Annotated in this window: 20 protein-coding genes; 13 read left to right on the top strand and 7 right to left on the bottom strand. The window is 73.2% G+C overall.

The features are described 5' to 3' along the window. The first annotated feature begins 49 nt into the window (after positions 1-49). Positions 50-1330 carry an MFS transporter gene (locus DNK53_RS08445; RefSeq protein WP_110181846.1) on the top strand — a complete coding sequence of 427 codons (1281 nt, stop codon included), beginning with the start codon at positions 50-52 and terminating at the stop codon, positions 1328-1330. Here DNK53_RS08445 and DNK53_RS08440 read toward each other — a convergent pair. Continuing rightward, positions 1289-2746, bottom strand: coding sequence for an aminopeptidase P family protein (locus tag DNK53_RS08440; RefSeq protein WP_338041009.1), 1458 nt, complete (start codon positions 2744-2746; stop codon positions 1289-1291). The genes DNK53_RS08445 and DNK53_RS08440 overlap by 42 nt on opposite strands. Before the next feature lie 48 nt (positions 2747-2794). On the opposite strand from DNK53_RS08440, the gene DNK53_RS08435 reads away from it, so the two are divergent. The 6 genes from DNK53_RS08435 (at position 2795) to DNK53_RS08410 (ending at position 10151) form a co-directional block, all read left to right on the top strand. Further along, positions 2795-3916, top strand: coding sequence for a PrsW family intramembrane metalloprotease (locus tag DNK53_RS08435; protein WP_110181845.1), 1122 nt, complete (start codon positions 2795-2797; stop codon positions 3914-3916). Next, positions 3913-5763 (top strand): dynamin family protein, encoded by a 1851-nt coding sequence (locus DNK53_RS08430; RefSeq protein ID WP_239456432.1) that lies wholly within the window; start codon positions 3913-3915, stop codon positions 5761-5763. The genes DNK53_RS08435 and DNK53_RS08430 overlap by 4 nt, the downstream gene beginning before the upstream one ends. Before the next feature lie 39 nt (positions 5764-5802). Next, a complete protein-coding gene (locus DNK53_RS08425) occupies positions 5803-7458 on the top strand; it encodes a YfjP family GTPase (RefSeq protein WP_110181844.1) in 1656 nt (551 codons plus the stop codon). 136 nt (positions 7459-7594) lie between these two features. Next, on the top strand, positions 7595-8104 hold the full coding sequence (locus tag DNK53_RS08420; protein WP_110181843.1) for a single-stranded DNA-binding protein: 510 nt from the start codon (positions 7595-7597) through the stop codon (positions 8102-8104). Between the two features lie 44 nt (positions 8105-8148). Further along, positions 8149-9831 (top strand): energy-dependent translational throttle protein EttA, encoded by a 1683-nt coding sequence (gene ettA, locus DNK53_RS08415; protein ID WP_110181842.1) that lies wholly within the window; start codon positions 8149-8151, stop codon positions 9829-9831. A gap of 41 nt (positions 9832-9872) precedes the next feature. Next, a complete protein-coding gene (locus tag DNK53_RS08410) occupies positions 9873-10151 on the top strand; it encodes a hypothetical protein (RefSeq protein ID WP_110181841.1) in 279 nt (92 codons plus the stop codon). Between the two features lie 51 nt (positions 10152-10202). Here the strand turns inward: DNK53_RS08410 and DNK53_RS08405 are convergent, their stop codons facing one another. Continuing rightward, complete coding sequence (locus tag DNK53_RS08405) at positions 10203-10700, bottom strand: MarR family winged helix-turn-helix transcriptional regulator (protein ID WP_110181840.1); 498 nt, start codon at positions 10698-10700, stop codon at positions 10203-10205. Positions 10701-10798: 98 nt separating this feature from the next. Next, on the bottom strand, positions 10799-12013 hold the full coding sequence (locus tag DNK53_RS08400) for an acetyl-CoA C-acetyltransferase (protein ID WP_110181839.1): 1215 nt from the start codon (positions 12011-12013) through the stop codon (positions 10799-10801). A gap of 167 nt (positions 12014-12180) precedes the next feature. On the opposite strand from DNK53_RS08400, the gene DNK53_RS08395 reads away from it, so the two are divergent. Then, a complete protein-coding gene (locus DNK53_RS08395) occupies positions 12181-13050 on the top strand; it encodes an acyl-CoA thioesterase (RefSeq protein WP_239456431.1) in 870 nt (289 codons plus the stop codon). A gap of 18 nt (positions 13051-13068) precedes the next feature. Here DNK53_RS08395 and DNK53_RS08390 read toward each other — a convergent pair whose 3' ends face one another. Both DNK53_RS08390 and DNK53_RS08385 read right to left on the bottom strand, forming a co-directional pair. Continuing rightward, complete coding sequence (locus DNK53_RS08390) at positions 13069-13470, bottom strand: globin (RefSeq protein ID WP_204163821.1); 402 nt, start codon at positions 13468-13470, stop codon at positions 13069-13071. Between the two features lie 28 nt (positions 13471-13498). After that, entirely contained in the window at positions 13499-14527 is a 1029-nt protein-coding gene (locus tag DNK53_RS08385) for a mechanosensitive ion channel family protein (protein WP_110181837.1), read from the bottom strand. A gap of 80 nt (positions 14528-14607) precedes the next feature. Here DNK53_RS08385 and DNK53_RS08380 point away from each other — a divergent pair, with 80 nt between their 5' ends. Beyond that, positions 14608-14985 (top strand): hypothetical protein, encoded by a 378-nt coding sequence (locus DNK53_RS08380; RefSeq protein WP_110181836.1) that lies wholly within the window; start codon positions 14608-14610, stop codon positions 14983-14985. After that, complete coding sequence (locus DNK53_RS08375; RefSeq protein ID WP_110181835.1) at positions 14972-15355, top strand: DUF5130 family protein; 384 nt, start codon at positions 14972-14974, stop codon at positions 15353-15355. Before DNK53_RS08380 ends, DNK53_RS08375 begins: the two co-directional genes overlap by 14 nt. 171 nt (positions 15356-15526) lie before the next feature. On the opposite strand, the gene pepN is transcribed toward DNK53_RS08375, so the two are convergent. After that, entirely contained in the window at positions 15527-18079 is a 2553-nt protein-coding gene (pepN, locus tag DNK53_RS08370; RefSeq protein ID WP_110182398.1) for an aminopeptidase N, read from the bottom strand. A gap of 73 nt (positions 18080-18152) precedes the next feature. Here pepN and DNK53_RS08365 point away from each other — a divergent pair, with 73 nt between their 5' ends. After that, on the top strand, positions 18153-18761 hold the full coding sequence (locus tag DNK53_RS08365; RefSeq protein ID WP_239456430.1) for a mycothiol-dependent nitroreductase Rv2466c family protein: 609 nt from the start codon (positions 18153-18155) through the stop codon (positions 18759-18761). Here the strand turns inward: DNK53_RS08365 and DNK53_RS08360 are convergent. Next, positions 18758-19444 carry a GOLPH3/VPS74 family protein gene (locus DNK53_RS08360; RefSeq protein ID WP_110181833.1) on the bottom strand — a complete coding sequence of 229 codons (687 nt, stop codon included), beginning with the start codon at positions 19442-19444 and terminating at the stop codon, positions 18758-18760. The genes DNK53_RS08365 and DNK53_RS08360 overlap by 4 nt on opposite strands. Before the next feature lie 58 nt (positions 19445-19502). On the opposite strand from DNK53_RS08360, the gene metG reads away from it, so the two are divergent. Both metG and DNK53_RS17460 read left to right on the top strand, forming a co-directional pair. After that, positions 19503-21290, top strand: a complete 1788-nt coding sequence (metG, locus tag DNK53_RS08355; RefSeq protein WP_110181832.1) for a methionine--tRNA ligase — start codon at positions 19503-19505, stop codon at positions 21288-21290. Between the two features lie 22 nt (positions 21291-21312). Next, entirely contained in the window at positions 21313-21489 is a 177-nt protein-coding gene (locus DNK53_RS17460) for a hypothetical protein (RefSeq protein WP_162599838.1), read from the top strand. Positions 21490-21499 lie beyond the last annotated feature (10 nt).

Raw genomic sequence — 21499 nt, 5'->3', positions numbered from 1 at the left:
TGGAGGTGGGTACGGCGCGCGCCGTCCGTGCCTGCCCGAAAGTCCTCCCGTGTCACCCCTCGCCTCCTACCGGCGGCTCTACGAGCTCGCCGGCCCCGCCTACGTGGTCGTCGCCTTCCTGGGCCGCCTCCCGCTCTCGATGTCCCAGCTCGGGACGCTCCTCCTCGTCTCGGCCGCCACCGGCAGCTATGCCACCGGCGGGCTCGCCGCCGGGGTCCTGGCCGTCGCCAACGCCGTCGGCGCACCCGTCGCCGGGGCGGTGGCCGACCGGGTCGGCCAGCGCCCCGTCGTGCTCGCCCAGTCGCTGGCCGGGGCCGCGACCCTCGGCCTGCTCGTCCACGCCGCCGGGCGCGACGGGGTGCCGTCGGGTGCGCTGGTGCTGGCCGCCGCCCTCGCCGGTGCCTGCATCCCGCAGGTCGGGCCGCTGGCCCGGGCCCGCTGGCGGCCCCTGGTCGGGCGCGGCCACCCGCACCGACGTCGGCTGCTCGACACCGCCTTCTCCTACGAGGGCGCCATGGACGAGGCGTCCTTCGTCCTGGGGCCCGCGCTGGTCGGCGTCCTGGTGGCGCTCGCGTCCCCGGCCGTGGCCATGGGCACCGCCGCCGTCCTGCTCGTGGTGGTCGGCACGGCGTTCGCCCTCCACCCCAGCGCGCGGCTCACGGGTGCGGGCGACCGCGAGGGGGCACGTCCGGGCGGGGCCGCGCGGGAGCGGTTCCTCACGCCGTTCTTCGTCGTCCTGCTGGTGGCGCTGCTCTGCGTCGGGGCCCTCTTCGGGGCGACCCAGACCGGCACGACGGTCCTGGCGGACTCGGTGGGGCAGCCCGGCCTGGCCGGGCTGGTCCACGCGGTCCTCGGCGTCGGCAGCGTCGTGGCCGGCTTCGGCACCGCCCTGCTGCCGGCCGGCTTCGTGCAGGAGCGCCGGATGCTCGCCTCCGCCTCGCTCCTGCTCCTGCTCTCGCTGCCGCTGCTGGCGGTCGACTCGCTGGGCGGGCTGGTGCTCGTGGTGCTCGCCCTGGGCTTCGCGGTCGCGCCCTACCTGATCAGCGTCTTCAGCCTCGGCGAGCGCGCCCTGCCGCCGGGCCGCTCGTCGCTCGGCCTGAGCCTGCTGGGCAGCGCGGTCGGGATCGGGTACGCCGTCGGGGCCGGCCTGGCCGGCCGGCTCGCGGACGCGCTCGGCGACGGGCGCGGCCACACGGCGGCGTTCGCGGTGACGGTCTCGGCGACGGCGGTCGCAATCGCGCTGGCCGCGTCGCTGCAGCGGCCGGCCCGACGGCTGGCCGCGGCCGCGTCAGCCGCGGAGCCGGCCCATCCACTCCTCGACGTCGTGTGAGGCGCGGGGGAGCGCCGCCGAGAGGTTCCTGCTCCCGTCTGCGGTGACGAGGACGTCGTCCTCGATCCGGATGCCGATCCCGCGCAGCTCCTCGGGAACGAGCAGGTCGTCGGCCTGGAAGTAGAGCCCGGGCTCCACGGTGAGCACCATGCCCTCGGCCAGCTCGGCCTTGGTGTAGGCCTCGGGCGCGGCCCGGCCGCAGTCGTGCACGTCCATGCCGAGCATGTGCGAGGTGCCGTGCAGCGTCCAGCGGGCGTAGACCTTCGACGACGGGTCCAGCGCCTCCTCGGCGCTGACGGGGAGGAGGCCGAGGTCGGCCAGCCCGTGGGCCAGCACCTCCATCGCCGCCTCGTGGGCCGCCAGGAAGGCCGCGCCGGGCCGGACCGCCTCGATGCCGCGCTGCTGGGCGGCGAGCACCAGCTCGTAGAGGTCGCGCTGCAGGTCGGTGAAGGTGCCGGAGACGGGGAGCGTCCGGGTGACGTCGGCGGTGTAGAGGTTGCGGCCCTCCACGCCCATGTCGAGCAGGAGCAGCTCGCCGGGCACGACCGGCCCGGTGTTGTCGATCCAGTGCAGGGTCGTGGCGTGGGAGCCCGCGCCCACGATGGAGTCGTAGCCGATGTCGTTGCCCATCGCACGGGCCCGGCGGAAGAAGGTGCCCTCGATCCAGCGCTCGCCGTGCTCGAGCACGCGGTCCCACTCGCGCACGGAGTCCTCGAACCCCAGCGTGGTGACGTCGCACGCCTCCTGCAGCTGGGCGACCTCCCAGTCGTCCTTGACGAGGCGCATCTCGGAGACCACGCGGGCCAGGTCGGCGTCGGCGGTGTCGTCGCCCTCGACCAGCCGGTCGACGTCGGCGCTGACCCCCCGGTGCACCCGGGTCTTGGGGCCGGCCGCCAGGGCCTCGGGCAGGTCGGCGACGTGGCGGACCTCGAGGTCGAGAGAGGCGGCGACCTCCTCGAGGGAGGGACGCTCGCCGGCCCAGAGGGCGCCGTACTGCCGGTCGCGGAAGAACTCGTCGGAGTCGCGGCCCGAGCGGGGGCGCGCGTAGAGCACGTGCCGGTCGTCCTCGACCACCAGGACCGCGTCGGTGGTCTGGTTGCCGGAGAAGTACGTGTGGGCCGTGTCGGGGCGGAACCGGTAGTCGGTGTCGTTGGAGCGCACCTTGAAGGTGCCGGCGGGGAGCACGAGCCGCTCGCCGGGGAACGCCTCGGCCAGGCGGGCCCGCCGCGCGGCGGCCAGGGGGGCGACGTCGTGGCGAGGGACGTCGCGGGCCGGGTCGGCCCAGCCCGTCCGCATGAAGGCGGCGTAGGCCTCGGGCACCGCCGGGTCGTGGGACTGCGTCCCAGGGTCCCGGCCGTCGGGCTCCGGGTCGGTCCGCGGGGGTGTGGTCGACTCGCTGCTCGGCTGCTCGCTCACGCCGATCACTGTACGCCGGGGGACGTTCCTCCCGTTAGGCTGCCGCCCATGTCCAGCCACGGTCGCGACAGCGTCGCGTTCACGCTCGTCGTGACCCTCCTGGCGCTGCTGGGCGGCGTGGTGATGATCCTCCTGATCGCGCTCTCGGGAGCCCCCTCCACGCTGGCCCTCGCCACCCTGCTGGCGGTGCTCCCCGTCGGGCCGCTGCTCGGCTGCTTCCTGTGGCTGGACCGCTACGAGCCCGAGCCCCGTCGGCTGCTCGTCTCCGGCCTCGCGTGGGGCGCCTTCGTCGCCACCGCCGGTGCCGTCGTGCTCCAGGGCGTCGGCGGCTTCGTCGGCGGCTTCGGCGACGCGCAGATGCTGGCGGTCGTGGCACCGGTCACCGAGGAGGCGACCAAGGGGCTCTTCCTGCTGCTGCTCCTGTGGTGGCGCCGCGGCGAGCTGGACGGCGTCCTCGACGGCATCGTCTACGCCGGCATGGTGGGCGTCGGCTTCGCGTTCGTGGAGAACATCCTCTACCTCGCCGCGGCCTACGACGGCACCGACGCGATGGGCCCCGGCGGGACCGAGGCCGTGACCACCGTCTTCGTGCTCCGGTGCCTGATCAGCCCCTTCGCGCACCCCCTCTTCACGTCGTTCATCGGGATCGGGGTCGGGGTGGCCGTGGCGAGCCGCAGCGGAGCGCTCCGTGTGCTGGCGCCGGTCGCGGGGTACGTCCTCGCCGTGCTGTCCCATGGCCTGTGGAACGCCTCGACCCTCGCGGGCGCCGGGGGCTTCGTCCTCGTGTACCTGACCACCATGGCCCCGGCGTTCGTGGGCGTCGTCTGCTTCGCGGTCTGGCTGCGGCGCTCGGAGCGCCGGATGCTGGCCCGGGCGCTCGACGACGCCGCCCGCCGCGGGCTGCTCCCGGCCTCCGACATCGCCTGGCTGGTGGACCTGCGCGCCCGCCGCGCCGGCCGCCAGCACGCCCGCCAGCGCGGCGGCGAGGACGCGGAGCGGGCGATGCGCGACTACCAGCAGGCGGCCGTCGAGCTCGGCTTCCTGCACCACCGGTACCTCCGCGGCACCGCCCCGGCCGACTTCGCCGTCCGCGGCCAGCACTTCGTCCGCCGGCTCAACGCCGCGCGCCCCTACGTCTCCTTCCCCGGACAGGTGGTCCCCACGCGATGACCGAGCCCCAGACCCGGCCGGAGTCCCCGGCGGGGGATCCCTCGCCCGACGCCGGACGGATGCTGACCGCGCTGGTCCAGCTGCGGGGCGCGCTCCAGCAGGCCGTGCTGCCGCTGGAGGTCCCCGAGGTCGAGGTGCACCGCAGCGCCCGCGCCGACATGATCGCCCAGCTCGAGGACTACGTGATCCCGCGGCTGATGACGATCGAGGCGCCGATGCTGGCGGTCGTCGGCGGGTCGACGGGGGCGGGCAAGTCGACCCTGGTCAACTCCCTGGTGGGTCGGCGCGTGACCCAGCCGGGGGTGCTGCGCCCCACGACCCGGTCGCCCGTGCTGGTGCACAACCCCGAGGACGCCCACTGGTTCGGCCAGGACCGCCTGCTACCCGACCTGGAGCGCGTGACCACGGCGACCAACGACCCCTCGGCCCTGCAGCTGGTGCCCTCCGAGACCGTGCCCGCCGGGCTCGCGGTGCTCGACGCCCCCGACATCGACTCGGTCGAGGAGGCAAACCGGACGCTGGCCGCCCAGCTGCTCGCCGCGGCCGACCTGTGGCTCTTCGTGACCTCCGCGGCCCGGTACGCCGACCAGGTGCCGTGGCAGTTCCTGCGCGAGGCCGCCGAGCGCTCGGCGGCAGTGGCGATCGTGCTCGACCGCACCCCGCCCGAGGCCGTCGAGACGGTGGCCAGCCACCTGGCCCGGATGCTCGCGAGCCGTGGGCTCAAGGACTCGCCCCTGTTCACCGTCCACGAGGGACCGGTCGACGACGAGGGGCTGCTGCCCGCCTCGTCCGTCGCCGAGATCCGCGGCTGGCTGGAGTCGCTGGCCGCCGACGCCGAGGCCCGCGCCGGGGTGGTGCGGCAGACCCTCGAGGGGGCGATCCGCAACGTCGCCCAGCGGACCCACCTGGTCGCCGACGCGGAGACCTCCCAGGTGGAGGCGCTGACCCGGCTCCGGGAGGACGCGGAGAAGGCGTACGCCGCGAGCACCGCCGCCGTGCGGGAGGCCTCGGCCGACGGCACGCTGCTGCGCGGCGAGGTGCTGGCCCGGTGGCAGGAGTTCGTCGGCACCGGCGAGCTGCTCCGCTCGCTCGAGACCCGGGTGGGGTGGCTCCGGGACCGCATCGTCAACGCCGTCAAGGGCAAGCCGCAGCAGGCCGAGCGGGTGCAGGTCGCGGTGGAGTCGGGGCTGGAGACGCTCCTCACCGAGCACGCCGAGGCGGCCGCGGAGCGGGCGGAGGCCTCCTGGCAGTCCCTGGCCTCCGGCCAGGCCCTCCTGCGGGACGCGGGCGAGGACCTCGGCCGGGCCTCGCGCGACTTCCGCCGGCGCGCCGAGCGGGCCGTCCGCGACTGGCAGCGCGACGTGCTCGAGATGGTCCGGGAGGAGGGCGCCGACAAGCGGACCACGGCCCGCTTCCTCGCCTACGGAGTCAACGGCCTCTCCGTCGCGCTCATGGTGGTCGTGTTCGCCCACACCGGCGGCGCCCTCGTCGGCGCCGAGGCCGGCATCGCCGGCGGCGGGGCCGTGCTGGGCCAGAAGCTGCTGGAGGCGGTCTTCGGGGACCAGGCGGTCCGGTCGCTCGCCGAGCGGGCCCGGCAGGACCTCGAGCGGCGGGTCGCCGAGCTCTACGACGCCGAGCGCGCCCGCTACCTCGACCTGCTCGCCTCCCTCGGCGTCGACGAGGGGTCGCCCGAGACGCTGCGCCAGGCAGCGCGCCGGGTCGACGACCTGCGCTTCGCCCAGTCCGCCCGGCAGGAGCCGGGCGCGGGGTCGGCGCAGGGGTCTGCGCAGGCGTCGGTGCCGGGGTCCGGCACCGGGACGGGTGTGGCCGGTGGGACGGGAGACTAGGGTGGGCACCGTCAACCGAACATCCCGGCAGAGGACACCATGACGTCTCTTCTCGAGGGCGCCAAGAAGCTGGTGACCCGTGGCTCCGACATCGGCGCGCGGGTCGAAGGCCTCGCCCAGGCCGTGGAGGCGAGCCGCGGCCGGCTGGACGACGAGGTCGTCGACGCCGCCGGGGCCACCGCCGCCCGGGCCGCCCACCGACTGCGCCTCTCGGCCGACCACACGGTGGTCGCGCTCGCCGGGGCGACCGGGTCGGGGAAGTCGTCGACGTTCAACGCCCTCACCGGGCTCGAGCTCAGCGCCGTGGGGGTGCGCCGTCCCACCACCTCGTGGGCGACGGCCTGCGTCTGGGGCTCGGAGGGCGCGCCCGAGCTCCTGGAGTTCCTCGGCATCCCCGAGCGGCACCGCGTCGCCCGCGACAACCTGCTCTCGCAGGGTCGGGAGGACACCGCGCTCCAGGGCGTCGTCCTGCTCGACCTGCCCGACCACGACTCCACCGAGGTCAGCCACCACCTCGAGGTGGACCGGCTCGTCGCCCTCGCCGACATGCTGATCTGGGTCCTCGACCCGCAGAAGTACGCCGACGCCGCGATCCACGACCGCTACCTCGCGCCCCTCGCCACGCACAAGGACGTCATGCTCGTGGTGCTCAACCAGATCGACCGGGTGCCGGAGGAGCGTCGGGAGACGATGCTGGGCGACGTGCGACGGCTGCTCGCCGCCGACGGGCTCACCGGCGTCCCCGTGCTGGGCGTCAGCTCGCGGGAGGGCTGGGGCGTCGACGGGCTCCGCGAGGAGATCGCCCGCAAGGTCGCCAGCAAGAAGGTCACCAAGCAGCGGCTCGAGGCCGACGTCCGCGCCAGCGCGCTGCGGATGCGGACGGTCACCGGCGAGGCGGCCGCCCCCACGCTCTCCCGGGAGCGCCTCGAGGCGCTCGAGGACTCCTTCGCCGAGGCCGCCGGCGTCCCGACCGTCGTGAAGGCGGTCGAGGAGTCCACCCGGGTCCGCGCCAACCGGGCGACCGGGTGGCCCGCGACGGCCTGGCTGAGCCGGTTCCGGCCCGACCCCCTCAAGCGCCTCCACCTCGACCTGGGCCAGGTCGGGCGCGAGCTGACCGGCACGCCGCGCAGCTCGGTCCCCGAGCCCACCCAGGTCCAGCGGGCCCGGGTCGACACCGAGGTGCGGGCCCTCGTCGACGACGTCACCGCCGGCATGCAGCCGGCCTGGGGCCACGCCGTGCGCCGGGCGTCGGTCTCCCGCCTCCCCGACCTGGGGGACCGGCTGGACAAGGCCCTGGCGGCCACCGACCTCGGCGTCGAGAGGCTGCCGGTCTGGACGGGCCTGCTGCGGGCCCTGCAGTGGGTGCTCGTGGTCGCCGCTCTGGTCGGCGGCGCCTGGCTGGCCCTGCTGGGGGTGGCCACCTACGCGCGGGTGCCCGAGCCGCCCACCCCGGAGTGGAACGGGTGGCCGCTGCCGACCCTGCTGCTCCTCGCCGGGCTCGGGCTCGGGCTGCTGCTCGCGCTGGGGGCCCGGGTGCTCGTCTCGGCCACGGCCCGGCGCCGTGCCTCCGTCGCCGACCAGCGGCTGCGGCAGGCGATCGGCGAGGCGACCGAGGAGCTGGTGGTGGCCCCGGTGCAGGCCGAGCTCGACGCCTACGGCCGCGCGGTCGACGGGCTCGCCACCGCCCTGCGCTGACGGGCCGCCCGCCCTCCACAGGGGGACCCGGCGGACCCCTCCTCCACAGCCGCACGCGGCGGCGCCGCGCGGACGCCGCCGTCGCGGCAGCCTCGGGGTCGGGCAGACGGCCCGCGACGAGGCGAGGAGGAGCCAGATGAACGACAGCACGATCACCTTCAGCGGCTGGGTGGGGTCCGAGGTGACCCTCACCGAGGGCGTCAACCAGGTGGCGGTGGCCAGCTTCCGGGTGGGGTGCACCCCACGGCGGTTCCGGGGCGGGCGCTGGGAGGACGGCGAGACGATCTGGTACGCCGTGAAGGCGTGGCGGACGCTGGCCACCAACGTCGCCGCCTCGGTGCGGACGGGGGAGCCGGTGGTGGTCTCCGGCAAGCTCGTCGCCGACGTCTGGAAGCGTGAGGACGGCACCGTGAGCACCCGCTACGTCGTGGTCGCCTCCTCCGTGGGCCACGACCTGACCCGGGGGACGAGCGTCTTCCGGCGGGTCAGCCGCAGCGAGCCGGCCCCCGTGGCCGAGGACGACCCGGTCCGCGAGGTGCTGCACTCCTACGAGGAGGGCGGTCCCCGGCTCGACAGCGACGGCCGGGTGGTCGCCGACGCGGCCGCCGACGGGTCGGACCGCGCCGTCGCCGAGCCTGCGGCCTAGGAGCGATGCGGGGCGGGAGGGTCGGCACCGGTAGGGTCGCGGACATGGCTGAGTACGTCTTCACGCTGCGCAACGTGCGCAAGGCCCACGGCGACAAGGTGGTCCTCGACAACGTCACCCTCTCGTTCCTGCACGGCGCCAAGATCGGTGTCGTCGGTCCCAACGGGGCCGGCAAGTCGACCCTGCTCAAGATCATGGCCGGGCTCGAGCAGCCCAACAACGGGGACGCCTTCAAGGACCCCGAGGCCACGGTCGGGATGCTGCAGCAGGAGCCCCCGCTGACGGAGGGTCGCACGGTCCTGGAGAACGTCGAGGAGGCCGTGCACGACATCAAGAGCAAGATGAAGCGGCTCGAGGACGCCTACATGGAGATGGGCGAGCCCGACGCCGACCAGGACGCCCTCATGGCCGAGACCGGCGACCTCCAGACCTACCTCGACAACCACAACGCGTGGGACGTCGACAGCCGCCTCGAGCAGGCGATGGACGCGCTGCGCTGCCCGCCGCCCGACGCGCTCGTCGACAACCTGTCGGGTGGCGAGCGACGCCGGGTCGCGCTCTGCAAGCTGCTGCTCCAGCAGCCCGACCTGCTCCTCCTCGACGAGCCCACCAACCACCTCGACGCCGAGTCGGTCCAGTGGCTCGAGGGCCACCTGAAGACCTACCCGGGCGCCGTCCTGGCGATCACCCACGACCGGTACTTCCTCGACAACGTCGCCGAGTGGATCGCCGAGGTCGACCGCGGCTCCATCCACGGCTACGAGGGCAACTACTCCACCTACCTGGAGACCAAGAAGGAGCGCCTCAAGATCGAGGGGCAGAAGGACGCCAAGCGCGCCAAGATGCTGGAGAAGGAGCTGGAGTGGGTCCGCTCCAACGCCAAGGCCCGGCAGACCAAGAGCAAGTCCCGCCTTGCCCGCTACGAGGAGCTCGCGGCCGAGGCCGACAAGGCGCGCAAGATCGACACCGCCGACATCAACATCCCGCCCGGCCCGCGGCTGGGTGACGTGGTGCTCGAGGCCCGCAGCCTCACCAAGGGGTTCGAGGACCGGGTCCTGTGGAACGACATCAGCTTCACGCTGCCCCGCGCCGGCATCGTCGGCGTGATCGGCCCCAACGGCGTCGGCAAGACCACGCTGTTCCGGATGATCACGGGCGACGAGAAGCCCGACTCGGGCGAGCTGGTGGTGGGCCAGACGGTGAAGATCTCCTACGCCGACCAGAGCCGCGGCGGGATCGACCCCAACAAGAACGTCTGGGAGGTCGTCTCCGACGGCCTGGACTTCATCAAGGTCGCCAACTTCGAGATGAACAGCCGCGCCTACGTCGCGTCGTTCGGCTTCAAGGGACCCGACCAGCAGAAGAAGGCCGGCGTCCTCTCCGGCGGTGAGCGCAACCGCCTCAACCTCGCGCTCACCCTCAAGATGGGCGGCAACATGCTGCTCCTCGACGAGCCCACCAACGACCTCGACGTGGAGACCCTGTCCGCGCTGGAGGACGCGCTCCTCGACTTCCCCGGCTGTGCCGTGGTCACCTCCCACGACCGCTGGTTCCTCGACCGGGTCGCCACGCACATCCTCGCCTGGGAGGGCGACGAGGAGGACGGCGGCAAGTGGTTCTGGTTCGAGGGCAACTTCGCCTCCTACGAGGAGAACAAGATCGAGCGCCTGGGCCCCGAGGCGGCGCGACCGCACCGGGTCACCCACCGGCGGCTCACCCGCGACTGACGTCGGTGCCGGACCCGATCCGACGGCCGGTACCGCCCTCGGTGACGCCGCCCGTGCCGGTGGCGCGGAGCGGCTCGCTCGAGGACGCGCTGCTGTCCCGTTTGACCTTCCACGTCGTCCTGGCGTCGGTGCTCGTGGCGGCGTGGGCCGCCCTCGGGCTGGAGGGTGCCGCCCGGGGGGCCGGGCTGGCCGCCGGGCTCGTCGGAGCGGCGGCGCCGACGATCGGGGCCGCGCGCGTCTGGCCGCACCCGGTGCGGTGGGGCCTGGTGGCACTCGGCACGCTCGCGGTCGTGCTCACCCTGGTGCTCGCCGACGGCTGACGCCGCGTCCGGTGGAGGCACCGGCAGGAGCCCCGCAGGGTGGGGCGCCGCTCAGGGGGAGGCGCGCAGCTCCATCTCGGGGTGGCGCGCGATGAGGTGGTCGGCCACCGCGTCGAAGACGCGGCCCATCGCCTCGAAGTCCTGCGGGTCGGCGAGGTCCACGATGTTCTTGCGCACGCCCGTCACGTGGACGTGGGCGGCGTCGCGCAGCAGCTCCATCCCCTTGTCGGTCAGCCTCGCGACGACGCCGCGACCGTCCTCGGGGGAGGCGGCCCGCTCGACGTAGCCGCTGCGCTCGAGGCGCGCGATGGTGTGGGTGACGCGGCTCCGGCTGTGGGCCAGGGCGTCGGCGAGCTGCGCCATCCGCATCGCGCGGCCCTCGCGCTCGGAGAGCCGGACGAGGATCTCGTACTCGGCCAGCGAGATGTCGTAGGCCTCCCGAAGGTCGTCGTCCAGCCGGTCGAGCAGCAGGGTGTGGCCCAGCATCAGGGCCCGCCACGCGCGCTGCTGGGACTCGTCGAGCCACCTGGTCGCCCCCGGATCAGTCATGGGAGGACCCTATCGGCTCGCACGGCTCGTGAACGGCAACGCCCTCCCCGGGCGCCGCGAGGCGCCCGGGGAGGGCGTGAGGTGCCCGGGTGGACGGGTCAGACCCGCTCGAGGATCAGGGCCATGCCCTGCCCGCCGCCGACGCACATGGTGATGAGGCCGGTGGACTTGTCGTGCCAGTCCAGGCTGTTGAGCATCGTCGCCTGCAGGCGGGCACCCGTCATGCCGAAGGGGTGGCCGACCGCGATCGCGCCGCCGTTCACGTTGAGCCGGTCCAGGTCGATCCCCAGCTCCTGGTAGGAGGGGACCACCTGGGCGGCGAACGCCTCGTTGATCTCGACCAGGTCGATGTCGCCGATGCTCATGCCGGCGTTGGCCAGCGCGCGCTTCGTGGCCTCGACGGGGCCGAGCCCCATGATCTCGGGGGAGAGGCCCGACACGCCGGTCGCCACGATGCGGGCGAGCGGGGTGACCCCGAGCTCGTCGGCCTTGGTGTCGCTCATGACGACGACGGCGGCCGCGCCGTCGTTGAGGGCGCAGCAGTTGCCGGCGGTGACGACGCCGTCGGGGCGGAAGACCGGCTGGAGCCCGGCGAGGGCGTCGTACGTGACCCCGGCGCGCGGGCCGTCGTCGGCGGTCACCACGGTGCCGTCGGGCGTGGTCACCGGCGTGATCTCCCGGGCCCAGAAGCCGTCGGCGATCGCCTTCTCGGCGAGGTTCTGGGAGCGGACGGCGAACTCGTCGAGCTCCTGCCGGCTCAGGCCGCGCAGCCGGGCGACGTTCTCCGCGGTCTGGCCCATCGCGATGTAGACGTCGGGGAGGAGGCCCTGCTCGCGCGGGTCCTGCCAGTCCTGGCCGCCCTCGGCGAGCTTGGCGGTGCGGCTCTGCGCGTCGTCGAAGAGCGGGTTGACCGTGTTCGGCAGGTGGTCGGAGGTCCCCTTGGCGAAGCGGGAGACGGTCTCGACGCCGGCGGAGACGAACACGTCGCCCTCGCCGGCCTTGATCGCGTGGAAGGCCATCCGGGTGGTCTGCACCGAGGAGGAGCAGTAGCGGGTGATGGTCGCGCCGGGGACGTCGTCCATCCCGTTGAGCACGTTGACGACGCGGCCCATGTTGTTGCCCGACTCGCCGCCGGGAAGGCCGCAGCCGAGCAGGGTGTCGTCGACGGTGTTGGGGTCGAGGCCGGGGACCTTGTCGAGCGCCGCCTTGATGATCCCGGCAGCCAGGTCGTCGGGGCGCAGGTCCTTGAGGGACCCCTTGTTGGCGCGCCCGATCGGCGAACGAGCTGCGGAAACGATCACGGCCTCGGGCATGGGGGGTTCCTCCTGGAGGGACGGCGGCACAGTCGCGTCCACCCTACGTGGGCGGCGCGCCCGCGGACATGTGCCGACCGCCCAACGGTCGCCGTCGCCGGGGGACGCGGCCGGGCGCCCGGCACGCGGGCGTCGACGCGCGTCCGACGGATGAGAGCATCGACGGCGTGCGTCACCTCTACGAGTGCCCCTTGCGCTGGGCCGACCTCGACGTCCTTCACCACGTCAACAACGTCGTCTACGTCGACTACCTCCAGGAGGCGCGGGTCGACATGCTCCGCACGCACTCCCCGGCCGGCCGGCCCGGCCTCGCCGGCGAGCGTCCGGGGGAGGGGCTCGTCGTCGTCGGCCACGACATCACCTACCTGACCCCGCTGGAGCTGCGCCCCGAGCCGGTGCGCATCGAGTGCTGGGTCACCGAGGTTCGGGCGGCCAGCTTCACGATGGCCTACGAGATCTTCGACGAGGTCGACGGCGTGCGCACCACCTACGCCCGCGCCACGACGGTGCTCACGCCCTTCCTCTTCGCCGAGGAGCGCCCGCGGCGGCTGAGCGCGGCCGAGCGCGAGGTGCTGGCCCGGTTCCACGAGCCGGCCGAGCCCGCCGCCCCGCTGCTCGCGGCCACCCCCGCCGGCGAGCCCGCCGCGGTCCTGCCGCTGCAGGTGCGCTTCAGCGACGTGGACGTCTACGGCCACGTCAACAACGTCAAGTACCTGGAGTACTTCCAGGAGGCCCGCTTCCGAATGATGGGCGAGCTCGCCACCGAGGAGTCGGGCGGGCGGCAGGTGGTGGTGCTGGCCCGCACCCAGGTGGAGTACCGCGTGCCGATCCTCTTCCGTCCCGAGCCGTACGAGGTGCGCTCGTGGGTCACCCACGTGGGGTCGCGCTCGGTCAGGGTGGAGTCGGAGATCCGGGACGCCGGCACCCTGATGAGCCGGGCCGCGGTCGTGCTGGTCTTCTTCGACCCGGTGACCCAGCGCAGCTGCGAGCCCGACGACTCCGTGCGGCGGATGCTGCAGGGTCTCGTGGGCGGCTGAGCGCCACCCCGGTGCTGCTCAGCGGAGCAGGTCGCCGGTGCTGTCGGGCACCTCGTTGGTGTTGACCATGAACTGCGCCGCGTGGGTGACGTAGTCCCAGAACTGCGCGTCCTGCTCCGGGGTCAGGGCGACCTTGTCGAGCCCGGCCCGGAAGTGGACCAGCCAGCGCTGCGCCGCGGTCGGGGTGACCGCGAAGGGGGCGTGCCGCATCCGCAGGCGGGGGTGGCCGCGGGTCTCGGAGTAGGTGCCGGGGCCGCCCCAGTACTGCACGAGGAAGAGGGTGAACCGCTCCGTGGCGGGGCCCAGGTCCTCCTCCGGGTACATGGGACGGAGGACCGGGTCGTCGGCGACGCCCTCGTAGAACGTCTCGACGATCGTGCGGATCGTCGCCTCGCCGCCGATCTCGTCGTAGAAGCTCACGACCCCATTGTGCAGGTCCCGGACGAGCTCAGGACCGCGGGTCCGCCTCGTCCTCGTCGCGGACCTCCGAGGCCCACTCGACGTACCGCGTGTGCGGCATCACGATCCCCTCGTGGTCGAACCGCGCCTTGATCCGCTCGCGCAGGGTGCGCGCCACCGACCACTGCTCCATCGGCGCCGTCTTGAGCGTGACGCGCACGACGATCCCGTCGACGGTCATCGCCTCGACCCCGGGCTCCTCGGGCTCCTCGATCACGCGGCCGCGGAAGTCGTCGTCCTCCCAGATCCCCCGGAGCACCTCGGCCAGCACTCGCCGGACCCGGACCAGGTCGGTGTCGTAGGTGACGGTGACGTCCAGCACGGCCCGCGCCCAGTTCTGGCTCATGTTGCCGACCCGCAGGATCTCGCCGTTGCGGACGTACCAGACCGTGCCGTTGAGGTCGCGCAGCCTGGTGACCCGCAGGCTCACGGCCTCGACCGTGCCGGAGGCCTCCCCGAGGTCGACGACGTCGCCGACGCCGTACTGGTCCTCCACCAGCATGAAGATGCCGGAGAGGAAGTCCTTGACCAGGGTCTGGGCGCCGAAGCCGAGGGCCAGGCCGAGGATCCCCGCGCTGGCGATGATGGGGGCGATGTTGACCCCCAGCTCGGAGAGGATCATCGTCGTCACGATCGCGAGCACGACCCCGCTGATGATGCTCTTGAGCAGGCTGCCCATCGTCTTGGCGCGCTGCACCCGGCGGGTCCGCGCGGCCAGGTCGCGCGGCGACGACTCGGCGCTGCGGCCCAGCCGGGCCGAGGTGGTCATCGCCGCGCGCGCCACCCGGTCGGGCACCATCCCGGCCTCGGCCCGGTGCACCACCCGGTCGACCAGGCGGTGCAGCACCCAGCGGAGCAGGAGGGCGCCGAGCACCAGGAGCCCGATGGTGAGCGGCTTGCCGATGACGATGTCGGCGAGCTCGGCGAGCCGGTCGTTCCCGGTGGCCCGGTCGGTCCACTCGCACAGGGTCTGGTCGTCCTCGCACGGACCGGAGGTCTGGAAGGGCAGCACAGGCATGGCCCTCAGTATGGCGAGGGGCTGGTGAGGATCCGTGGGCGCCTGAGGGAGCCGGGGGCGTCCGCGATATCCTCACGTCCGTGACCTCCACGACCTCCTCCCAGACCAGCCCCGCCCGCGTCCTGCGCTCGTCGCTGCGCCTGCTCGTGCCGGCGGTCGTGGTGGGGTCCGTGCTGCTGGGCGCCCCGGCGCTCGCCGACGTGCCGGAGGGCTGGTCCGACCCCGACCCGGTCTCCGCCATGGACTTCCTGCTCGTGCTGATCCTGCTCCCGCTGGGCGCCGCCGCCCTGGTCGCGCTGCTCTTCTACGCCCCGATCCTGGCGCGCGGGGAGAAGCTCTCGACCCGCTCGACGCCGGTGGAGGACCAGTGGCTCGGCGGCCCGCGCGGCGGTCGTGCCGAGCTGGAGCAGTCGAAGGCCCCCGCCGAGGAGACCGGTGGGGCCAGTGGCAGCTGGTGAGCTGACCGCGAGGCAGCGCGCCGAGCTCGACCGGGCCATCCGGTCGGCGGAGCAGACGAGCCGCTTCGAGTTCTCCGTCTTCCGCGGCGTGGTCACCGGACCGGCCCGGGCGTTCGCCGAGCGCCTGCACGCCGCGCTCGGCACGCCCGAGCGCAGCGTCCTGGTGGTCGTCGACCCCACGGCGCGCCTGCTGGAGGTGGTCACGGGCGCCCACGTGCGGCGCCAGCTGACCGACGAGGAGGTCGCGCTGGCCGTGGTCGCCATGCAGTCGGCGTTCGCCGAGGGCGACGAGGTCGGCGGCCTCAAGCGGGGGATCACCCTGCTGGCCGAGCACGCCGTCGGTCCTCGCACCCTCCACTCGCGCGCCTGACCCGCAGCAGCGCCTGACCCGCAGCCGAGCGACCCCCGGCCGTCCCCTCGGACGTCATCAGTGGCGGTCGCCGGGACGACCCTTCCTGACGACGTCCCTGGAGGGCCCCTCGGACGTCATCAGGAGAGGTCGCCCGGACGACCCTTCCTGATGACGTCCCGGGAGAGCCCGTCAGGCGCCCGCGGCGTCGCGCTGCTGCGCGGCGAGCGCGCGGCGCACGTCGGCCAGGCCCTCGCGGACGTAGCGCAGCGCACCCTTCGGCGCGGTGGCACCTTCCAGCCAGGCCTCGACCCGGGCGGCGAGCGCGGGCGAGGCGAGGGCCTTCGGGAAGCCGTACTCGAGCACGGTGGCCGCCTTGTGGAAGCCGAGCGTGTCGATCAGGCTGTCGGCCGCCTCGAGGTACTTCTCCAGGTAGGGCGCGACGACCTCGTCCTGGCCGTGGCGGAAGATGGAGAAGACCATCTCGCGCGACGTCTCGTTGGGCGTGGCCGGGTCCAGGATCGCGGCCCAGCCGGCGGCCTTCGCCTCCGACGTGGGCTGGGCCACCCGGGCGGCCGCGGCCTTCTCCTTGCCCTCGATGGTGCGGTCCCGCTCCAGCTCGGCGTCGATGGCGGCGTCGTCGGCCCGGCCGGCGGCCGCAAGGGCCGTGATCAGCGCCCAGCGCAGGTCCTGGTCGACGGCGAGCCCGTCGATGTCGACGGTCCCCTCGAGGATGCCCCGGACGTCGTCCAGCGCGTAGTCGGAGCGCGCAGCCGCTGCGTAGGACCGGGCGAAGGTGAGCTGGTGGTCGCTGCCGGGCTCGGCGGCCAGCAGCAGCGCGCGCAGCCCCGCCTCCCACTCGGCCCGGAGCTGGTCGCGGCCGGCCGGGTCGGAGTAGAGGTTGACGGCCATCGCGGCCGACACGGGGATCCGGGTGACGCCCCAGGCGTCGGTCTCGGAGCCGATGTTGGCCAGCACCAGCCGGACGAAGTCGCGGGCCGGCAGCTCGGCGTCGCGGGTCATGTCCCAGGTGGCGCCCCAGACCAGCGCGCGGGCGAGCGAGTCGTCGAGCCGGGAGAGGCCCTCGACCGCCGTGGCCAGCGACCGCTCGTCGAGGCGGATCTTGGCGTAGGCGTGGTCCTCGTCGTTGAGCAGCAGCAGCGCGGGCTGCCGGACGCCGACCAGCTCGGCGACCTCGGTCGACTCGCCCTCCACGTCGACCTCGACGTAGTCGCGACGGACCAGGCGACCGTCGACCTCGTCGTACAGGCCGATGCCGAGGCGGTGACGGCGCAGCGTGGGCTGCTCGGGCGCGGCACCCTGGAGCACGCGGAAGGAGGAGTAGGCGCCGTCGGCGTCCAGCTCGAAGTCGGGTCGCAGCGTGTTGACGCCCGCGGTCTGCAGCCACTCGGCGGCCCAGCCCTGGAGCTCGCGGCCCGACGACCTCTCCAGCGCCGCGAGCAGGTCGTCGAAGGTGGCGTTGCCGAAGGCGTGGTCCTTGAAGTACTGCCGCAGGCCGGCGACGAACGGCTCGAGGCCCACCCACGCGACGAGCTGCTTGAGCACCGAGGCGCCCTTGGCATAGGTGATCATGTCGAAGTTGACCTCGACCGCGTGCAGGTCGACGTTGTCGGCCGCGATCGGGTGGGTGCTCGGCAGCTGGTCGGCGCGGTAGCCGGTCTGCTTGCGGGCGTTGGCGAAGCCGGTCCACGCGTCGGTGAACTCGGTGGCCTCGGCCTCGCACCAGTAGCAGGCCCACTCGGCGAACGACTCGTTGAGCCAGAGGTCGTCCCACCACTTCATGGTCACGAGGTTGCCGAACCACATGTGGGCCATCTCGTGGGTGATGACGGAGGTGCGGAACTCGTAGAACGAGCGGGGCTGGCGGCTGCGGGGGAGGTACTCGTCGCGCAGCGTCACGCACCCGGCGTTCTCCATCGCGCCCATGTTGTACTCCGGCACGTAGAGCTGGTCGTACTTGCCGAAGGGGTAGGGGAAGTCGAACTTCTCCTCGAAGAACTCGAAGCTCGCCTTGGTGGTGGCGACGAGGTTCTCGGTGTCCATGTGCTCGACGAGGGACTGCCGGCAGTAGTGGCCGAGCGGGATGGTGCCGTACTTGCCCTCGTAGGTGTCGAGCACCTCGTGGTACTCGCCGGCGACCACGGCGGTGATGTACGTCGACATCCGCACGGTCGGCTCGAACCGCCACACGGCCTTGCCGCTCTGCCCCTCGACGGCGACCGGCTCGGGGGTGGGCGAGTTGGAGACGACCTTCCAGTGCTCGGGGGCGGTGACGTGGAAGGTGAAGCTCGACTTGAGGTCGGGCTGCTCGAAGGTGGTGAAGACGCGGCGGGCGTCGGGCACCTCGAACTGGCTGTAGAGGTAGACGCGGTCGTCGGCGGGGTCGACGAACCGGTGCAGCCCCTCGCCGGTGTGGCTGTAGGTGCAGTCGGCGCGGACCACCAGCACGTTGTCGGCCTGCAGGTCGTCGAGCGCGATCCGGCTGTCGGCGTACGCCGTCGCGGGGTCGAGGCTGCGGCCGTTGAGGGTGATCTCGTGCACCTCGGCGTCGACCAGGTCGGCGAAGGTGCTCGCCCCGGGCTCCCGGCAGGTGAACTCGAGGGTGGTGGTGGAGCCGAAGGTCTTGTCACTCGTGGTGAGGTCGAGCTCGACGGTGTAGGACGTCACGTCCAGGAGGGCGGCGCGGGTCGCGGCCTCGTCCCTGGTCAGGTTGGTTCCGGGCATGGGCTGCATCATGTCACCCGGCACCGACCTGTCCAGGGAGCCCTGCGTCAGGGCCGGGTGCTTGACTGTCGGGGTGAGCGACAAGACGAACGCCGACTTCTGGTTCGACCCGCTGTGCCCCTTCGCGTGGATCACCTCCCGGTGGATCCTCGAGGTGGAGCAGGTGCGCGACATCGAGGTCACGTGGCACGTGATGAGCCTGGCGTACCTCAACCAGGACAAGGACATCCCCGACGACTACCGCGAGATGCTCAGGCCGGCCTGGGGCCCGGTGCGGGTCTGCCTCGCGGCCGAGCAGCGGCACGGCCGCCAGGTCCTGCTCCCGCTCTACACGGCGATGGGGAAACGGATCCACCTCGAGCAGCAGCCGATCAGCCGCGAGCTGATCGCCGCCGCCGTTGCCGAGGCGGGGCTGGAGGCGGACCTCGTCGACGCCATGGACGACTCCTCCCTGGACGAGGCCGTGGCCCGCTCCCACCACGAGGGCATGGACCAGGTGGGCGACGACGTCGGCACCCCCACGATCGCGATCGAGGGTGCCGCCTTCTTCGGGCCGGTGCTGTCGAGCATCCCCCGCGGCGAGGAGGCCGGCCAGCTGTGGGACGGCTGCGTCGCCGTGGCCAAGGTGCCCTACTTCTACGAGCTCAAGCGCTCGCGGACCGGAGAGCTCGACTTCAGCTAGCCGCCGGAGGCTCCGGCGGCGGCCGAGGCGGCCACCGCCGCGGCGACCGCGGACTGGGCGGCCGCCACGGCGTCCCGGACGGCCTTGGCCGCCCAGTCGCCCTCGGCGATCGCCTTGGCCCGATGCTTCACCTCGCCGGCGCGCAGGCCCCTCCGGTCGACCACCCGGTGCGCCTGGTCGACGGCCTGCAGCAGCGCGACCACGCCCGCGGTCCGGGGGTCCGGCGTGAGCCCCTGCACCAGGACGCCCTGCAGCCGCTCGCGCACCTGGCGCTCGTGGGCGAGGTCGGCGGCCGGCCAGGTGGTGCTCGGGAAGAGGCCGAGCACCTTGCGCTCCCGGCGTTCGAGGAGACCGCGGTCGGCCAGCCGGTCCTGGAGGATGTCGCGGACCCCCTTGCCGAGCCGGTTGACGAGGTCCTGGGCGGTGCGGGGCTTCTCGGCCACCACCTGCAAGGCCTCGGCGAGCAGGGGGTCGGGGCGGACGGGGGAGCGCAGCTGGCGTGCGTGCACCTTGGCGCTGTGCCAGAAGCCGCGCTTCTCCTCGACCTCGACGCCCCCGTCGAGGGCCAGCTCGACCAGCAGCGCGCCGCCGAGGAGCGGTCGCGCGTGCGACGCGGCGGCCATCCGGCCCCGCTCGTCGTCCATCAGCAGCAGCAGCACGTCCTCGGCGATCAGCAGCTCCATGGGCGGCAACCTAGCGCCGACGCGGGCGGGGGACACGCGCCTCACTAGGATCGGGCTCATGACGAAGGTTCTCTCCGCAGTCGCCTGGCCGTACGCGAACGGCCCGCGCCACATCGGCCACGTGGCCGGGTTCGGCGTGCCCTCCGACGTGTTCAGTCGGTACATGCGGATGGCCGGTCACGACGTGCTCATGGTCTCGGGCTCCGACGAGCACGGCACCCCGATCCTCATCGCCGCCGACGAGGCGGGGCTGACCCCGCAGCAGCTGGCCGACCGCAACCACCGGCTGATCGTGGAGGACCTGGTCGGTCTCGGCCTCTCCTACGACATGTACACCCGCACCACCACCCGCAACCACCACGCCGTGGTCCAGGAGATGTTCCGCGGGGTCCACGAGAACGGCTACTTCGTCGAGCAGACGACGTACGGCGCGATCTCGCCGTCCACCGGGCGCACCCTGCCCGACCGCTACATCGAGGGGACCTGCCCCCTCTGCGGCACCCCGGGTGCCCGCGGCGACCAGTGCGACGCCTGCGGCAACCAGCTGGACCCGCACGACCTCGTCGACCCGGTCTCGCGGATCAACGGCGAGAAGCCCGAGTTCGTCGAGACCCGCCACTTCTTCCTCGACCTGCCGGCGCTGGCCGAGGCGCTGGGGGAGTGGCTCGACGAGCGCGACGCCTCGGGGACCTGGCGGCCCAACGTCATCAAGTTCTCGAAGAACATCCTGTCCGAGATCCGTCCGCGCGCCATGACCCGCGACATCGACTGGGGCATCGCGGTGCCTCTCGAGGGGTGGGTCGACAACCCGACGAAGAAGCTCTACGTCTGGTTCGACGCCGTGATCGGCTACCTGTCGGCCTCCATCGAGTGGGCGCGCCGCACCGGCGACCCCGAGGCCTGGCGGCAGTGGTGGAACGATCCCGAGGCCCTGTCCTACTACTTCATGGGCAAGGACAACATCACGTTCCACAGCCAGATCTGGCCGGCCGAGATGCTCGCCTACAACGGGCAGGGAAGCAGGGGCGGGAGCCAGCACGAGTACGGCGTGCTCAACCTGCCGACCGAGGTCGTGAGCTCCGAGTTCCTCACCATGGAGGGGCGCAAGTTCTCGTCCTCCAAGAAGGTCGTCATCTACGTCGCCGACCTGCTGTCGCGCTACCAGGCGGACGCGTTCCGCTACTTCGTCGCCGCCGCCGGTCCCGAGAACCAGGACTCTGACTTCTCGTGGTCGGAGTTCGTGCAGCGCACCAACTCCGAGCTGGTCGCCGGCTGGGGCAACCTGGTCAGCCGGACCGCGACGCTGGTGGCCAAGAACTTCGGGGAGATCCCGTCGGCGGGCGACCTGACCGACGCCGACCGGGCCGTGCTGGAGGCCTGCCGCGCGGCGTTTGACGAGGTCGGCGACAACATCGGCCGCAACCGGATGCGGCACGCGATCACCGCGGCGATGCGGACGGTGGCCGAGGTCAACAAGTACGTCACCGACTCCGAGCCCTGGAAGATCAAGGACGACCCCGACCGCCTGGCGACCGTGCTGCACGTGATGACGCAGTGCGTCCAGGACCTCAACACCCTGCTCAGCCCCTTCCTGCCGTTCACCGCCAACGAGGTGGACCGGGCGCTCGGCGGCGCGGGCGACGTGCAGCCGCTGCCGCGGATCGAGGAGGCCGACGACCTCGACGGCGGCCCGGGGTACCCCGTGATCACCGGGGACTACTCCACGATCCGGCCCTGGGGAAGCCTGCCCGTCGTCGTCGGGACGCCGGTCAGCAAGCCGGCGCCCGTCTTCACCAAGCTCGACCCCGCCCTGGTGGACGACGAGCTCGCCCGGCTCGGCCTCTGAGCCGGGACGTGGGCGACGGAGGATGACGCGCGCGTCGGCGGGGCCGGTGGAGGTCACCTACCGTGCTGGGGTCTCCCAGCGCTACGAGGTCGCGGACGCCGACGGCCGGACGCTCGCGACCGGCGCGCGCCGGCGTACGGCGCCCCGCGAGACCCTGCTCCTGCGCGCCGTGGGCCTGCTGGCGCACCTGCTCGATTGACCGGCACACT

Origin of the sequence: Nocardioides solisilvae (genome assembly GCF_003194625.1) — a bacterium.
Classification (GTDB): domain Bacteria; phylum Actinomycetota; class Actinomycetes; order Propionibacteriales; family Nocardioidaceae; genus Nocardioides; species Nocardioides solisilvae.
The sequence above is the reverse complement of the archived record's forward strand: the minus strand, read 5'-3'. Positions and strand labels throughout refer to the sequence as shown.

What these genes read in the sequence shown, in the direction of transcription:
- DNK53_RS08435 (WP_110181845.1), top strand. Translation starts at nt 2,795, where the DNA reads ATGTCCAGCCACGGTCGCGACAGCGTCGCGTTCACGCTCGTCGTGACC.
- DNK53_RS08430 (WP_239456432.1), top strand. Translation starts at nt 3,913, where the DNA reads ATGACCGAGCCCCAGACCCGGCCGGAGTCCCCGGCGGGGGATCCCTCG.
- DNK53_RS08425 (WP_110181844.1), top strand. Translation starts at nt 5,803, where the DNA reads ATGACGTCTCTTCTCGAGGGCGCCAAGAAGCTGGTGACCCGTGGCTCC.
- DNK53_RS08420 (WP_110181843.1), top strand. Translation starts at nt 7,595, where the DNA reads ATGAACGACAGCACGATCACCTTCAGCGGCTGGGTGGGGTCCGAGGTG.
- ettA (WP_110181842.1), top strand. Translation starts at nt 8,149, where the DNA reads ATGGCTGAGTACGTCTTCACGCTGCGCAACGTGCGCAAGGCCCACGGC.
- DNK53_RS08405 (WP_110181840.1), bottom strand. Translation starts at nt 10,700, where the DNA reads ATGACTGATCCGGGGGCGACCAGGTGGCTCGACGAGTCCCAGCAGCGC.
- DNK53_RS08400 (WP_110181839.1), bottom strand. Translation starts at nt 12,013, where the DNA reads ATGCCCGAGGCCGTGATCGTTTCCGCAGCTCGTTCGCCGATCGGGCGC.
- DNK53_RS08385 (WP_110181837.1), bottom strand. Translation starts at nt 14,527, where the DNA reads ATGCCTGTGCTGCCCTTCCAGACCTCCGGTCCGTGCGAGGACGACCAG.
- pepN (WP_110182398.1), bottom strand. Translation starts at nt 18,079, where the DNA reads ATGCCCGGAACCAACCTGACCAGGGACGAGGCCGCGACCCGCGCCGCC.
- DNK53_RS08360 (WP_110181833.1), bottom strand. Translation starts at nt 19,444, where the DNA reads ATGGAGCTGCTGATCGCCGAGGACGTGCTGCTGCTGCTGATGGACGAC.
- metG (WP_110181832.1), top strand. Translation starts at nt 19,503, where the DNA reads ATGACGAAGGTTCTCTCCGCAGTCGCCTGGCCGTACGCGAACGGCCCG.
- DNK53_RS17460 (WP_162599838.1), top strand. Translation starts at nt 21,313, where the DNA reads ATGACGCGCGCGTCGGCGGGGCCGGTGGAGGTCACCTACCGTGCTGGG.